This is a genomic window from Ruegeria sp. D7, assembly GCF_056534355.1.
The window spans coordinates 318,041-332,061 of the sequence record NZ_JBQFPG010000003.1; the positions used below are offsets into that span (position 1 = coordinate 318,041).

General features: G+C 56.4%; 21 protein-coding genes. All 21 read right to left on the reverse strand.

The window, feature by feature from the left end:
• Window positions 1-22 precede the first annotated feature (22 nt).
• The 21 genes from ACRZ9U_RS06595 to rplP all read right to left on the reverse strand — a co-directional run bounded on the left by ACRZ9U_RS06595 (window position 23) and on the right by rplP (window position 14,018).
• A complete protein-coding gene (locus tag ACRZ9U_RS06595) occupies window positions 23-667 on the reverse strand; it encodes an adenylate kinase (RefSeq protein ID WP_170392889.1) in 645 nt (214 codons plus the stop codon).
• Window positions 664-2,028, reverse strand: a complete 1,365-nt coding sequence (gene secY, locus ACRZ9U_RS06600) for a preprotein translocase subunit SecY (protein WP_170392890.1) — start codon at window positions 2,026-2,028, stop codon at window positions 664-666. Before secY ends, ACRZ9U_RS06595 begins: the two co-directional genes overlap by 4 nt.
• A 109-nt stretch (window positions 2,029-2,137) precedes the next feature.
• Entirely contained in the window at window positions 2,138-2,611 is a 474-nt protein-coding gene (rplO, locus tag ACRZ9U_RS06605; protein WP_170402786.1) for a 50S ribosomal protein L15, read from the reverse strand.
• A gap of 201 nt (window positions 2,612-2,812) precedes the next feature.
• Window positions 2,813-3,028: a DUF1127 domain-containing protein gene (locus tag ACRZ9U_RS06610; RefSeq protein WP_170402789.1), complete on the reverse strand. Its 216-nt coding sequence runs from the start codon at window positions 3,026-3,028 to the stop codon at window positions 2,813-2,815.
• Between the two features lie 262 nt (window positions 3,029-3,290).
• Window positions 3,291-4,235, reverse strand: a complete 945-nt coding sequence (locus ACRZ9U_RS06615) for an alpha/beta hydrolase (RefSeq protein ID WP_170403767.1) — start codon at window positions 4,233-4,235, stop codon at window positions 3,291-3,293.
• 324 nt (window positions 4,236-4,559) lie between these two features.
• Complete coding sequence (locus ACRZ9U_RS06620) at window positions 4,560-6,602, reverse strand: amidohydrolase (protein WP_480761338.1); 2,043 nt, start codon at window positions 6,600-6,602, stop codon at window positions 4,560-4,562.
• Between the two features lie 236 nt (window positions 6,603-6,838).
• Window positions 6,839-7,027, reverse strand: coding sequence for a 50S ribosomal protein L30 (gene rpmD / locus ACRZ9U_RS06625; RefSeq protein ID WP_170402795.1), 189 nt, complete (start codon window positions 7,025-7,027; stop codon window positions 6,839-6,841).
• Between the two features lie 12 nt (window positions 7,028-7,039).
• Window positions 7,040-7,609, reverse strand: a complete 570-nt coding sequence (rpsE, locus tag ACRZ9U_RS06630) for a 30S ribosomal protein S5 (RefSeq protein WP_155148691.1) — start codon at window positions 7,607-7,609, stop codon at window positions 7,040-7,042.
• Window positions 7,610-7,725: 116 nt separating this feature from the next.
• Window positions 7,726-8,085, reverse strand: a complete 360-nt coding sequence (gene rplR, locus ACRZ9U_RS06635) for a 50S ribosomal protein L18 (protein WP_170392895.1) — start codon at window positions 8,083-8,085, stop codon at window positions 7,726-7,728.
• An 11-nt stretch (window positions 8,086-8,096) separates the two neighbouring features.
• The gene (rplF, locus tag ACRZ9U_RS06640; RefSeq protein ID WP_170392896.1) at window positions 8,097-8,630 is read right to left on the reverse strand and encodes a 50S ribosomal protein L6; all 534 of its coding nucleotides are present in this window, start codon (window positions 8,628-8,630) and stop codon (window positions 8,097-8,099) included.
• Between the two features lie 11 nt (window positions 8,631-8,641).
• Window positions 8,642-9,034, reverse strand: coding sequence for a 30S ribosomal protein S8 (gene rpsH, locus ACRZ9U_RS06645; protein ID WP_010437099.1), 393 nt, complete (start codon window positions 9,032-9,034; stop codon window positions 8,642-8,644).
• 13 nt (window positions 9,035-9,047) lie between these two features.
• Window positions 9,048-9,353, reverse strand: coding sequence for a 30S ribosomal protein S14 (rpsN, locus tag ACRZ9U_RS06650; RefSeq protein ID WP_010437098.1), 306 nt, complete (start codon window positions 9,351-9,353; stop codon window positions 9,048-9,050).
• A 19-nt stretch (window positions 9,354-9,372) separates the two neighbouring features.
• Window positions 9,373-9,933: a 50S ribosomal protein L5 gene (gene rplE / locus ACRZ9U_RS06655; protein WP_170392897.1), complete on the reverse strand. Its 561-nt coding sequence runs from the start codon at window positions 9,931-9,933 to the stop codon at window positions 9,373-9,375.
• Window positions 9,926-10,237, reverse strand: a complete 312-nt coding sequence (rplX, locus tag ACRZ9U_RS06660) for a 50S ribosomal protein L24 (protein WP_010437096.1) — start codon at window positions 10,235-10,237, stop codon at window positions 9,926-9,928. The genes rplE and rplX overlap by 8 nt, the downstream gene beginning before the upstream one ends.
• A gap of 2 nt (window positions 10,238-10,239) precedes the next feature.
• Window positions 10,240-10,608, reverse strand: coding sequence for a 50S ribosomal protein L14 (rplN, locus tag ACRZ9U_RS06665; RefSeq protein ID WP_008757934.1), 369 nt, complete (start codon window positions 10,606-10,608; stop codon window positions 10,240-10,242).
• A 75-nt stretch (window positions 10,609-10,683) separates the two neighbouring features.
• On the reverse strand, window positions 10,684-10,914 hold the full coding sequence (gene rpsQ / locus ACRZ9U_RS06670; protein ID WP_170402798.1) for a 30S ribosomal protein S17: 231 nt from the start codon (window positions 10,912-10,914) through the stop codon (window positions 10,684-10,686).
• Window positions 10,915-10,918: 4 nt separating this feature from the next.
• Window positions 10,919-11,125, reverse strand: a complete 207-nt coding sequence (rpmC, locus tag ACRZ9U_RS06675) for a 50S ribosomal protein L29 (RefSeq protein WP_010437082.1) — start codon at window positions 11,123-11,125, stop codon at window positions 10,919-10,921.
• Window positions 11,126-11,397: 272 nt separating this feature from the next.
• Window positions 11,398-12,180, reverse strand: a complete 783-nt coding sequence (locus tag ACRZ9U_RS06680; RefSeq protein WP_170402801.1) for an SDR family NAD(P)-dependent oxidoreductase — start codon at window positions 12,178-12,180, stop codon at window positions 11,398-11,400.
• 54 nt (window positions 12,181-12,234) lie between these two features.
• Window positions 12,235-12,855 carry a 2OG-Fe(II) oxygenase family protein gene (locus tag ACRZ9U_RS06685; protein ID WP_170402804.1) on the reverse strand — a complete coding sequence of 207 codons (621 nt, stop codon included), beginning with the start codon at window positions 12,853-12,855 and terminating at the stop codon, window positions 12,235-12,237.
• Window positions 12,856-12,895: 40 nt separating this feature from the next.
• The gene (locus ACRZ9U_RS06690; protein ID WP_170402807.1) at window positions 12,896-13,444 is read right to left on the reverse strand and encodes an amino acid synthesis family protein; all 549 of its coding nucleotides are present in this window, start codon (window positions 13,442-13,444) and stop codon (window positions 12,896-12,898) included.
• 160 nt (window positions 13,445-13,604) lie between these two features.
• Complete coding sequence (gene rplP / locus ACRZ9U_RS06695; RefSeq protein ID WP_039538270.1) at window positions 13,605-14,018, reverse strand: 50S ribosomal protein L16; 414 nt, start codon at window positions 14,016-14,018, stop codon at window positions 13,605-13,607.
• Window positions 14,019-14,021: the final 3 nt, after the last annotated feature.

The following is a 14,021-nucleotide window of genomic DNA, read 5'->3' on the forward strand; positions in this document are numbered from 1 at the left end:
TGCCGTCAAGCCCATATTGATATCAGCCAAGAACCGCCTCAATCGACGCGGTGACTTCCTTGATATCCGCCAGCCCGTTCACCGGACGCAGATCGCCTTTGGCGTAGTAGTAACCAATCAGCGGAGAGGTCTTCTTGTAGTATTCCATCAAGCGCGTACGCAGGCTGTCTTCGTTGTCGTCGGCACGACGGACGAAGTCATTTTCCTTACCGCAATTGGTGCATTTGCGATCCGCAGGAATCGGTTTGGTGTTGTCGTTATAGACCTCCCCACATCCGCCGCAGGTTGACCGCGCCGTAATCCGGTCCACCAGCGCGTCATCATCCACACGCATCTCGATCACCGTATGCAGCGACTGGCCCAGCTTGGTCAGCAGAGCCGACAGCGCGTCGGCCTGTGCCAACGTCCGGGGGAAGCCGTCAAAGATGAAACCGGCGCCTTTTTCGGTGGTCAGTTTCTCTTCGATTAGGCCGATCACGATCTCATCGGTGACCAGCTTACCCGCGTCCATTATCGCAGCAACCTTCTGGCCCATCTCCGTGCCCGAGGTTTTGGCCTCGCGCAGCATGTCTCCGGTGCTGAGTTGCACCATACCGCGGGTTTCAACCAGGTGACGCGCCTGCGTTCCTTTGCCTGCCCCCGGGGGGCCGAGAAGAATGATGTTCATCGACGAGCAGCTCCCTTTCTGCCGCGTTTCTTGCCTTTGCCGCGCAGCTGGGACTTTTCAATCAGCCCTTCGTATTGATGCGCCAGCAGGTGGCTCTGGACTTGTTGGATCGTGTCCATGGTCACAGAGACGATAATCAGAACCGAGGTGCCGCCGAAATAGAACGGGATAGCAAACTGGCCCCGCAGGATTTCAGGCAGCAGACAAACGGCCGCCAGATAGGCCGAACCCAGAACCAGCACGCGGTTGACGACGTATTCCAGATACTCGGCGGTCTTCTTGCCGGGACGGATACCCGGCACAAAACCGTTCTGCTTTTTCAGGTTGTCCGCCACATCGTCCGGCTTGAACGAAACGTTGAACGTGTAGAAATAGGCGAAGAACACGATCATCGAAGCGAAGAACAGCAGATAAAGCGGCTGTCCGGGGCCGAAGTTGGCCAGCAGCCACGACATCACCGGGCCATTTGTGGCGCCCGACGAAAAGGTCGAGATCGTTACCGGCAGCAACAGCAGCGAGCTTGCAAAGATCGCAGGGATCACACCCGCCGGGTTCACTTTGACCGGCAGGTGGCTGGAGCCGCCTTCGTAGACTTTCATACCAGCCTGACGGCGCGGGTATTGGATATGGATCTTGCGCAGGGCCCGCTCCATGAACACCACAAAGGTGATCACGGCGATGACCATGATGATCACACCCACGATCACGGCGGGGCTGATCGCACCGCTGCGGCCCGAAGCGAAGAACTGCGCCAGAGCGGCGGGAACCTCGGCAATAATGCCAACGAAGATGATCAGAGAGATACCGTTACCGATGCCGCGTGCGGTGATCTGCTCGCCCAGCCACATCAGAAACATGGTGCCGCCGACCAAAGTGATCATGGTCGACATACGGAAGAACATGCCCGGATCGGTCGCAAGATCGCCCGATTCCAACGAAACCGCCAGACCATAAGCCTGAACGGTGGCCAGAGCCACGGTACCGAAACGGGTGTATTGGTTGATCTTCTTGCGCCCTTGCTCGCCCTCTTTCTTGAGCTGTTCGAGCGCGGGAACCATCGATGTCAGCAGCTGCACGATGATCGAGGCCGAGATATAGGGCATGATGCCGAGGGCAAAGATACCCATCCGCCCCAGCGCCCCGCCGGTGAACATCGAAACCATGCCGCCGATGCCCTGCCCCGCTTGCTCCATGAACTCACGCAGGGCTTGCCCGTCGATACCTGGGACCGGAATGAAGGTGCCCAGACGATAGACGATCAACAAACCCAGCGTGAACAGGATGCGGTTGCGCAGATCGGTGGCTTTGCCCAAAGCAGCCCAGCTTGTGTTGGCTGCCATTTGTTCTGCTGCTGATACCATAAATCGGTCTCTCTTATGAAAACACCGCCCGGAACCGTTTTCCGGCTCGGGCGGCGTCTTGGAAAACTCTGAGGTCTATGTAAGCGGGTCTTGGCCCGCTCACAAGCGCTTACTCTGCCGCAGCAGCTTTTGTGACCGTCAGTGAACCGCCCGCTTTCTCAACTGCCTCAACAGCAGATTTCGAAGCACCTGTGACTTCCAGGTTCACTTTGGCGGTGATTTCACCTTTGGCCAGAACGCGGACACCGTCCAGCTTGCGACGAACCAGACCGGAGGCAACCAGTGCATCTTCGGTGATCGCAGCTTTGGCGTCCAGCTTGCCGGCGTCGACGAATTTCTGGATCAGGCCCAGGTTGATAACAGCGAATTCCTTGCGGTTCGGCTTGTTGAAGCCACGCTTGGGCAGACGCTGATAGAGCGGCATCTGGCCGCCTTCGTAGCCATTGATGGCCACACCCGAACGGGATTTCTGGCCTTTGATACCACGGCCACCCATTTTACCTTTGCCAGAACCGGGACCACGGCCAACGCGGGTGCGTTTAGGTGCGGCGCCAGGATTGTCGCGCAATTCGTTCAGTTTCATTTCGCTTCTCCTAAGCCGGATGTGACCCCCGAAGCGTGATGGGCCAAACACGGCATTTCTTGATTTTGATTCTCGTGGATGGAAATCCACCGGAGCGCTCTACAGCGTTGTGCCCTGCGTTGCAAGGTTTGATCCATCACAATTGCCAAAACCAAAAAAGGCGCCAGATTGGCGCCTCTTCAACGGTGAGTGGTTCAGGTGTTACGCGCAATATGCGTGGTCGCGTGCAATATCTGCGATATCACAACGGCGAACGCCGATATCGTCCAGCTCGCGATTGCTCAGGCTTTGCAGTTCGCGATAGGTGCGGCTGTATTCTGCAGCCCGAGCGCGGTTTTCTTTTACGCGCTCAACAAAGCTCGCAATACGAGCACTCAGGTTGAAACCGCCATGTGTCAGTGTTGCTGTATGTGCCATATCTAATTTCCTTTCTGTTCCGAGGCGTATTCCCCGGGCGTTTCCATTTGTTCCTTTGTGGACAAGGCTCAGATAGGAGTGTTCGATATCGCTAACAACGCGCGTTTTGGTCTAGCCGATATGCGGTGGGGGAATGGCAAGCGGGAGTACGCAGGCTACTCTGAATGCAACGTATGTCCACTTTGCGGACTAAGCGGGCATTGCGCAAGGCGACTAGTGCCACGCATCAGTCAATTGTCGCTTGCAGCTAGTGATCTGAACGTTATGACCCTTTTCCGATAACGCGTTCGAGGAACTCGGCAATCCGACCTTCCACAGACATACTCACTGCATCGCTACCCAAACTGGCTGCGCCAGCGGGATAGAAATGGCCGAAGCCCGGCACCCATGCGAACTCGTGATCCACGCCAACTTTTTGGTAGTGATCGATGAGCATTGGAACGGAAGACAACGCGCCTGCCAAATCATACTGCCCCATAAACATTAGTATCGGTGGTCTGTTTGAAGAGGCCGTGACAGCCTTGTTCACGTCAAACCCGGCATCGGTTCCAGACAGGAGAAAAACGCCGGAGACGGAAACTCCCATACCATGCGCGACGTTCCAAGATGTTACTGCACCCGCGGAAAAGCCACCAAGCGCGATACGGTTCGGATCGATCTCGTATGTGTCCGCGAACTCGCGGATATGAAGCACCGCTTTGCGCAAGTCTTCGGCAGCCGAGATCACGCCATCAACCATTGTCTTCTCTTGTTCGGGGATGCTGAAATCAAGCGGCGGCAGGTCCATAGTCCCCCGAATATGGTTGGCTTGGGGCAACAGAGGCAACAGACTGTCGGGCGCGATCCAATCTGCTTGATACCCTTCCCCTGACGGCACAGGCCCTTCGGGTGTCAGCCGATAGTCGATTGCAAAGCACGTATAGCCCCTCGCGGCAAACCGACGGCAATAGTTGCCCATCGAGGTATCCTGAGCGCCACCCGATTGAAACGTAAGCCGCGGACTGCCGCGATGGAATGCGCCGCCAAAGGTGAGGACTACAGCGGGTCGCGGCGTGGTTGTGGCTTCGGTCGGATGATAGATGTCCATCCACAAGTCGCGCGAAACCTCCTCACCCTCTTTCGTCACGAACCCCTGTCCATAAACCACGCCTGCTTCAAGCGAATAGGTCACCGGAACGGCCTGCTGAGCTTCAAGAGGGGCAGCCATTAGTGTATTTGAAAGAACCAACGCTGTTACAGCACCAAAGTTTGTTTTTCTAGGCTTGTGCAATTTGGTACCTCGCGGAAGTGTTGACGTGCTTATCGAATACGATCGTGCGATTGATTTGTAACCGATTTAGAGCGTAACCCTTTGGCTGTAGAAAGCTCAACACTCACGCGATGTGTGAAGTAATCGTCTGCCGCAAGCTGGCGAAGAGTAAGATTAGCAACTCTACTTTGAACTTGAAGCAGTTGTGCCGATCATTCCGTTCGACCGACCGCATTTCAGACAATGCCGACGACCGAAACCTATCCTTGGCTTGGCTCCAATCTAAACTCTGGAGGCCCATTCGGACACGACGGCCCACCCCAAAGCATTGGTCCCGCAACAGCTAACAGCAGAGATTTTTCCCGCTGCAGATGTCGTGCACGACTGAGATACGGGTGAAGCGCAACACGAGCATCCGGCAAGCATGCCTTTCTGGGCGATGCCCGATAAATCGGCAAGCGCATACAGCGGCTTTGTTGGTGGATTTATTGTATCCCGGTTTGGCGATAATGACGCGCGGTCGAGATCGAAGTCGTCTGACACTGGAAAAATGTCACCCTCAAGTACGGTCCCCCAGATACCGATGTCTTTAATCTTATCGGCTTCCACCTCGAATGGGTCCTCTTCAAGGATGGTGAAGTTCGCCAACTTGCCGGGAGCGATAGAGCCAACCTCATCCTCCAATCGCAAGGATTGGGCCGCATCGATAGTCACAGCCCGCAAAGCGTCTTCGACCGACAGGCGGTGTTCTGGGCCTGCGACACGGCCTGAGAAGGTCGTTCGGTTTACGCCAGCCCATACTAGGAACAGCGGTTCACCGGGAGCCATTGGTACGTCGGAATGGAATGAGATCGGAATGCCGTTGGCCTTAATTGGCCCAAGGGGAACGATGTCATCCGCACGTTCCGGGCCCAGTCCAAGCTCGCTATATCGATCTGACAGCGCAGTTACGTAGTATGGATTGCCGCTGACGATGCAGCCCAGCTCAGCGATCCGCTTTGCTTGATCTTCTCTCGCATAACCGAAGTGAACCAATGTTGTACGGTGACCTGCCCGCGGCTTCCGGCGCATGTTTCGCTCAACAGCGTCCAAGATCAAGTCCACGGCAAGGTCGCCGGTCTGATGAACATGTATTTGGTAACCTGCATCCCAATATGCATCGAATACGGGATTGAACTCGTCCGGCTGCATGATCCACTCGCCGTGGAAATCGCCGCCCACATAAGGCTTCGATACCTGCATGGCCAAACTGTAAACAGCGCCATCGGCGAAGAGTTTCACCTGCTTCGGCATGAACGCCGTCTTACCTTCACCCCAGTCCAGCAGTTTTTCGGTCTCCTCAATCATCGAACCATTTTGAAAGTGCAAGGCAGCCAGGGATTTCCCGTCAGGTATGAAATAGGTCCTGAGTTGGGTATCGGATCCTGAAAAGACCGCGTTGGTTGCTTCTTGAAGAGGCCGGGACAGCACGCCACCCGGTTCCGCAGCAACTGTGACGCCTGCACGGTGCATATACTCGCGCGCCAGCCTCAAACCCGCGCCCAGGCGCTCTGGTGTAGCAAGCACCGGAGCGACTGCGGGAAGAACGGCGAACATGCCTGCCTCGAAGAAATACCCGTCCTCGAAACTCGATTGCTCAAGAGCGAGCCCCTCAAAGCCATTAACAAAATCCTCGGTGATACCCAGAAATTTCAATGCTGGAGTGTTAAGGACAAACTCGTGCGCAGATCGGTGGATTATGATGATTGGACGCGTGCTACTGATCTCGTCGAGTTGCGCACGCCTGATCTCGCCATGAAAGAAGTGATGGTACCCCCACGTCAGCAGCAAAGCGTCGGGATCATCCATAGCCGCTTCGGCGGCTTGCAAACGAGACTTATAATCTGCTTCATCGACGGCGGCCTTCGAAAGGCCAGTCGGAATGTTCCAATCCTCGATCGATATTATCTCGGAGGTCAGGGTCAATCCCGCGAGGAAAGGATGCACATGCTGGTCGATCAAACCCGTGATAATAACTTTTTCGGAGAACTGATCGTCCAGCCGAAACGGCTGCGAACCGATCCGGTCAACGAGTTTGTCGCGCGGGCCAGCGGCCAGAATACGGTCTCCGACCACGGCAACCGCGTTAATAGCCGGGTCGTTGTCTTCCATGGTGATGACACGCCGCGCTGTGTAGACAGTGATCTCAGGCAGTGTTTGGAGCTGGCCTCCAAGATCCTGCAATGTCGAGGCCGCATAAGAGGATGTGGCATTGGCAATCGCGATCATCGATGCGCAACCAAGACCGGTTATTGCTGTACGACGGGAGACATTCAGTTTGGTCATAGTTTTTCCATACTCAGCAAGGCGAATTATCCCGAGCCTAGCATCGAGGTGATCTAAGGCAGAAAGGAAAATCTCTGCCGGCTTTAAATTGCGCGCCAAGTTTCCCAATCAAAATGATGCTCTGAAATGGCAGCCACACTAGACCGCTTTGGGCTCAAAGCGGACAAACACAATCGCAAACACGAAAAAAGCCCCCGAAACTTCGGGGGCCTTTCAATTCGCGAAAGAGACTGCGCTTAGCCGCGCTCTTCGATGATCTCAACCAGATGCGGGATCTTGTTGACCATACCGCGGACCGAAGGTGTGTCTTCCAGTTCACGGGTTTTGTTCATCTTGTTCAGGCCCAGGCCGATCAGGGTTGCGCGCTGTTCGGCGGGGCGGCGGATCGGGGAGCCGATCTGCTTGACGACGATGGTTTTTGCCATGGGTCGCTCTCCTTATGCTTCTGCTTCAGCAGCAGCGGGTGCTTCGTCCCGCTTGGGCAGGATGTCCGCAACCTTTTTGCCACGACGTGCGGCAACCGAACGCGGGCTCTGCTCTTTCTGCAGGCCGTTGATGGTGGCGCGGATCATGTTGTACGGGTTCTGCGAGCCCAGCGACTTGGACACAACGTCCTTAACGCCCAGCATTTCGAACACAGCACGCATCGGACCACCGGCGATGATACCGGTACCTTCAGGTGCGGTGCGCATAACCACTTTACCAGCGCCGTGACGCCCCTCGATATCGTGGTGCAGAGTACGACCTTCGCGCAGTTGCACGCGGATCATCTGACGCTTGGCTTGTTCAGTCGCCTTACGGATGGCTTCAGGTACTTCTTTCGCTTTACCTTTGCCAAAGCCGACGCGGCCTTTCTGATCGCCGACAACCACCAGAGCGGCGAAGCCAAAGCGCTTACCACCTTTTACGGTTTTCGACACGCGGTTGATTGCGACCAGACGATCTGCAAACTCCGGCGCTTCTTCACGATCGCGGCCACGGCCCCGACGGTTTTCACGTTCTGCCATTTGGCATCCCTTTTCTCATGTGGCGCATGCGGCGCCGTTTAGTTCAATCCAAGTGAGCCCCGACTGTCGCCGAGGCCCCCGGATCATCGGGGCAGCCGCAAAGCTGCCCGCAAGTCTTAGATCTTCAGACCACCTTCACGCGCGGCGTCGGCCAGAGCCTTCACCTTGCCGTGGAACAGGAAGCCGCCACGATCGAAATAGGCCTCTTCGACGCCTGCCTTTTTGGCGCGCTCGGCGATGGCCGCGCCCACTTTGGTGGCCGCTTCGACGTTGTTCTTGCCCACAACGCCCAGATCCTTTTCCAGGGTCGAGGCTGCGGCCAGGGTCACGCCACGTACGTCGTCGATCAGCTGAACAGAGATGTTCTTGTTCGAACGGTGTACGGACAGACGGGGACGACCCGCGTTGACCTTGCGAAGTTTGTTCCGAACGCGCAGGCGGCGCTTCAGAAACAGGGTTCTTTTGCTGTTTGCCATTGTCTGCGTCCTTACTTCTTCTTGCCTTCCTTGCGGAAGATGAACTCGCCCTTATAGCGGATGCCCTTGCCTTTGTACGGCTCGGGACGGCGCCATTCGCGGATTTTGGCCGCGACTTCGCCCACCTGCTGCTGGTCGATACCTTCCACAACGATCTCGGTCTGCTTCGGCGCGGTGATGGTGACACCTTCCGGAGCAGTGAAATCAACATCGTGGCTGTAGCCTAGGTTCAGCTTCAGGGTATTACCCTGCATCTGAGCCCGGTAACCAACACCCTGGATCTCCAGCTCTTTTTTGAAGCCGTTTGTTACGCCTTCAACAAGATTAGCGACCATGGTGCGGCTCATGCCCCACTGCTGTCGCGCACGCTTGGACATGCCACGGGGATCGATCTTGACCACGTTGTCTTCAACCGACAACGTAACGTCGTCGGTGGCGGTGAAGCTACGAGTGCCTTTCGGACCTTTCACTTCGATGGTCTGACCCGACACAGAGGCGGTAACGCCGCTGGGCAGCTCGACCGGTTTTTTACCAATACGAGACATTGCAGACCTCCTTAGAAGACGGTGCAGAGCACTTCGCCGCCAACATTGTTGGAGCGAGCGTTTGCGTCCGACATCACACCTTTCGGAGTGCTGACAATCGACACGCCCAGACCCTGACGGACCTGCGGGATGTCATTGACGCCCATGTAGACGCGACGGCCAGGCTTGGAAACCCGCTTGAGTTCGCGAATAACAGGGGTGCCTTCGTAGTATTTCAGGCTGATTTCGATGGCCGGATGACCGTTTTCACCGGTCGTCGCTTCGTAGCCACGGATGTAACCTTCGTCCGCCAGCACGTCCAGAACCCAGCCGCGCAGCTTGGAAGCCGGGGTGGAAACGGTGGACTTGCCGCGCATTTGCGCGTTGCGGATACGGGTGAGCATATCGCCGATAGGATCATTCATATCTATGTCTCCCTTACCAGCTCGATTTCACCATGCCGGGGATCTGACCAGCAGAACCCAGCTCGCGCAGCGCGATACGGCTGACCTTCAGCTTACGGTAGTAAGCGTGGGGACGACCGGTCAGCTGACAACGGTTGTGCAGACGGGTAGCCGAGCTGTTGCGCGGCAGTTTCGCCAGTTTCAGACGCGCTTTGAAACGCTCTTCCATCGGCTTGCTCTCGTCATTCGCGATTTCTTTCAGCTCGGCACGCTTTGCGGCATATTTGGCCACCAGGCGTTCGCGCTTCTTCTCGCGTTCGATCATTGCTTTTTTAGCCATGTCTCAATCCTCCCGGCGCTTACGCGTTGAACGGCATGTTGAATGCTTTCAACAATGCCTTTGCTTCAGCGTCGGTTTTCGCTGTGGTGGCAATTACGATATCCAGGCCCCAGACTTCATCGACCTTGTCGAAATCAATCTCAGGGAACACGATGTGCTCTTTCATGCCCATGGCAAAGTTGCCACGACCATCGAAAGACGGCTTCACACCGCGGAAGTCACGAACGCGAGGCATCGCGATGGTGATCAGACGATCCAGGAATTCGTACATCCGGTCGCCGCGCAGGGTCACTTTCGCACCCAGCGGCATGTCTTCACGGACGCGGAAACCCGCGATCGACTTCTTCGCCTTGGTTGCAACGGCCTTCTGGCCAGCAATCGCAGTCAGATCCTCGACAGCAGCTTTCGCTTTTTTCGAGTCTTTGACGGCCTCAGCACCACAACCGATGTTCAGAACGATTTTTTCCAGCTTGGGCAGCTGCATGTCGTTCTTGTAGCCGAACTCTTCTTTCAGAGCGGCACGGATGGTTTCGGCGTACTGAGCTTTCAGACGCGGGGTGTAGGTTGCGTTATCAAGCATCGATCACGTCCCCTGTGGTCTTGGCGAAGCGCACCTTCTTGTCGCCTTCCATGCGGAAGCCAACGCGGGTTGCTTTGCCGTTTTTGTCCAGCAGTGCCAGGTTCGACAACTCGATCGGGTTTGCCTGAGGCAGGCGACCACCTTGCGAGGTTTGCGACTGACGGGTGTGGCGAATGGCGATGTTGATGCCATCGACAACAGCTTTACCGGCTTTCGGGTCAACCGAGGTGATAGTTCCCTCTTTGCCCTTGTCCTTGCCGGCCAGCACGACGACCTTGTCGCCTTTGCGGAGTTTAGCAGCCATGATTACAGCACCTCCGGAGCCAGCGAGATGATTTTCATGAAGTTCTTGCCGCGCAGTTCACGAACAACGGGGCCAAAGATACGGGTACCTACGGGCTCGTTGTTGTTGTTCAGGATGACGGCGGCGTTGCGATCGAAACGGATCGCGGTGCCGTCTTCACGACGGACTTCCTTGGCGGTGCGTACGACGACGGCCTTGCGGACGTCCCCTTTCTTCACGCGGCCGCGCGGGATGGCTTCCTTCACCGAGACGACAATGATGTCGCCTACGGAGGCGTATTTACGCTTGGAACCACCCAGGACCTTGATGCACTGAACTCGGCGTGCGCCGGAGTTGTCAGCGACATCCAGATTGGTCTGCATCTGGATCATGTGGTTTCTCCCGACCTGTGGGGGCTGGTCTCGTTAAATCCCCCAGGGTTTCGACAAATGAAAAGTCCTGGGGGCTTACGCCTCCAGAACCTCCCAACGTTTCGTCTTCGATTTCGGCGCGCATTCGATGATGCGTACGGTGTCGCCGACCTTGAAGGCGTTCTTTTCATCGTGAGCCCGGTATTTCTTGGACTTACGGATGGTTTTCTTCAGAACCGGATGCGTAAAGCGGCGCTCGACGGATACGGTTATGGTCTGTTCGTTGGCGTCGCTGGTCACGGTGCCTTGCAGGATACGCTTGGGCATCTGATTACTCCTCGGATGCCGCAGCAGCGGCCTTTTCGTTCAGAATGGTTTTGACACGGGCAGCATTGCGGCGGGCCGCTTTGATGCCGGCTGTGTTTTCCAGCTGACCGGTTGCCTGTTGAAAGCGCAGGTTAAAGCTTTCTTTCTTCAGGTTGGCCAGTTCCTCGCGGAGCTGGTCCGGGGTCTTGTCACGCAGTTCTTGGGCGTTCATCGCCTTTTTCCTTTGCTCAAAACACCAGAAGGCCCCCTTACAGGGTCACCTTTGACCTGGTGGATGAATGATAGACATACGAATCGCCCGACAACGCCGGGAGATCGCAGGATGCCGCCGTATAAGGGTTTGGGGGGTGGGTGGCAAGGGAAAGTTTCAAACCGTATTCGGGCAGATGAAACTACCTGTTTCCAAATTACCGCCGCCCTCTGAAACCGGGCAGCAGATCACTACTGCGACCTTTCTGGATCCCGACAAACGCGGCCAAGTGCTCAGGCACCTTTCTCCTGCATTTTCCGAACCATTTTCAGGCGCGCGCGTCGCGGCAGCAACGGCATGACCCAACCCAGCACAAACGCGAGCGACTTATCGTTGATCATCGTGAGCTTCCCATCGATCATGGCGTCGTAGCCCACTTTGGCCACGGCCTCAGCGGTCGCCCCTTTTTGGGCAACAAGCTTCGTGCCCTCAAGATTTGCAGCAGCAGCAAATTCGGTCACGACATAGCCTGGCTCCAGCGCCGTCACAGTGACGCCCTTACCTTTCAGCTCCTCCGCGAGCGCCTGACTGAAACTCGAAACATAGGCCTTGGTGGCAAAATAGGTCGCCTGCAATGGACCCGGCATATGTGCCGCAGTCGAACTGACATTCAGTATCTTTCCGCCACCGCCACTGATCATATCCCTGCCGAACAGATGACACAGAGAGACAAGGGCTTCGACGTTCAGCCGGATCATATCCAGATCGTCCGAAAGGCGGCGATCCAAAAAAGCCCCATGCCCTCCGAATCCAGCATTGTTGATCAGGTAGTCGACCGTCAGGTCTTTGCTCTTGACGGCCTCATAAAGTTTTTCCGCGCCTCCAACAGCACCCAGATCAAGCGGAATGGCAGTGACAGTAACATCGTGGGCTGCCTCAAGCTCTGATCTGAGGGCATCTAACGCATCTCCGCGTCGCGCACTGATGATCAGATTGCCGCCTCGCGACGCATGATAACGTGCCAATTCCCTACCAATTCCGGATGATGCGCCTGTGACGAGAGCTGTTTTGGTCATAGTATCCTCCGACGAAGTAACTGGAGCGCTTTCACCTTGACGCTTTAAGACGCTTCATTCCCATTTATAGTTGAAGCTAACAGAAATCCGCTCGTCCTCGGCCATATTAATCGGCACCTCGTGGCGCAGCCAGCTTTCCCACAGCAGGACGTCGCCCACCTGTGGCTTCATGTAGATGAAAGGCTGTAATTCCCGACGCCCGCCTTTCAGCCTCGTCGGGGCGGCCATCATAAGGCCCGAACGTGGGTCTTCCAGTTTCAGTGCACTGGCCCCTTCCGGCATGGACACATAGGTTGTGCCCGAAATGACACTGTGAGGGTGCAGGTGACTGGCATGCATTCCGCCCTCGGGCAGGATATTGATCCACAGATCCTCAAGCTTCAACGCGCGGTCGTCCAGATCAAACTCCAAATCCTTGGCGAAAGCCGCGACGTGCTGATCCAGCACTTTGACAAGATCGGCAAATATCGGAAATCGCCAAGGCAAATCGGTCAGCGAAGCATAACTGGTGTAGCCGGGGTATGCGTTCGCTTCACACCAGTCCTGCCCGGCCTCATCATCTTCAGCAATGACGAAGCATGAACTTTCCAATTCCTCCGCGTCGATCCTGGGATCGAACTCGGACAGGGCTGCGCGATAGAGTCGTGTGACGAAGAGTGATTCAATTTGTGCCATGGGCCGGGCATACCCCAGCCCTCTCAGCAAGACCAGCCGCTTAGGTCTTGATGGGCCCTTTGCCACAGCGCGGTATCGGGCGACCTCCGTCGGCATAGGCGAGGCAAAGCACGATCTCATCCGGTTTCGGCGCATCTGGGATGTTCAGCGTCATAGTGTCGAAATGATCGAACGACCACGGATTGTCCTTGTGCCCCAGCGGAAGATCAATCGCGCAACCTGGCGCGCCCAGCTTGGCGTTGGACGGTATCACCGCCTCACCTCCGCCCACCGCAGCGCGCATGGGCGCACCGAGTTTGGGGTGGATCACCGCCCCGCCCTGCTCAAGATCGCCGTTCATGCCGACAATCGCGGCTTTGCCGTACGAAACCGGCGGCCCATCAAGTTGAGAAACTGCCTCAGCGGCGAGTTCCGAACCCAGAATGGCGCCGATCTCGAACAACTCTGAAAGATCGTCCGAAAATTGCCCGGCCAGAGGGTTCTGCATCACCGCCATCGCTGCGACTCGACTGATCGGATCACAAGGTTGGCCCAACTGGTCGGTGGTTATGACTTCCTTAATGAGCATCTTTTTGCGTAGCTGAACCATAGGACCCTCCCATTCCTGCAAGCTAGCCTAGGGGTGCGGCGGAGGGAGGTCGACGTTTTTCACGATCCACGAAGCACGGGTTACCGAACCAAAAGAAAACCCCCGCCGGTTTCCCGACGAGGGTCATTCTTGTAACGAGTGGGGTCAAAGCCCCAATCGCTTACCAGTCTTCGCGGACCACAACGCGGGTCTTGATCGGCAGCTTCATCGCGGCCAGGCGCAGGGCCTCGCGGGCGATGTCGTCATTGACGCCGTCAATTTCGAACATCACACGACCGGGCTTTACTTTCGCTGCCCAGAAGTCAACGGAGCCTTTACCTTTACCCATACGGACTTCGGTTGGCTTCGAGGTCACGGGAGTATCCGGGAAGATCCGGATCCAGACGCGGCCTTGACGTTTCATGTGACGGGTCATGGCACGACGTGCAGCTTCGATCTGACGCGCGGTGACGCGCTCGGGCTGCAGTGCTTTCAGACCGTAGGTGCCAAAGTTCAGATCGGAACCGCCTTTGGCGAGCCCCTTGATCCGGCCTTTGTGCATCTTGCGGAATTTAGTACGCTTTGGTTGAAGCATATC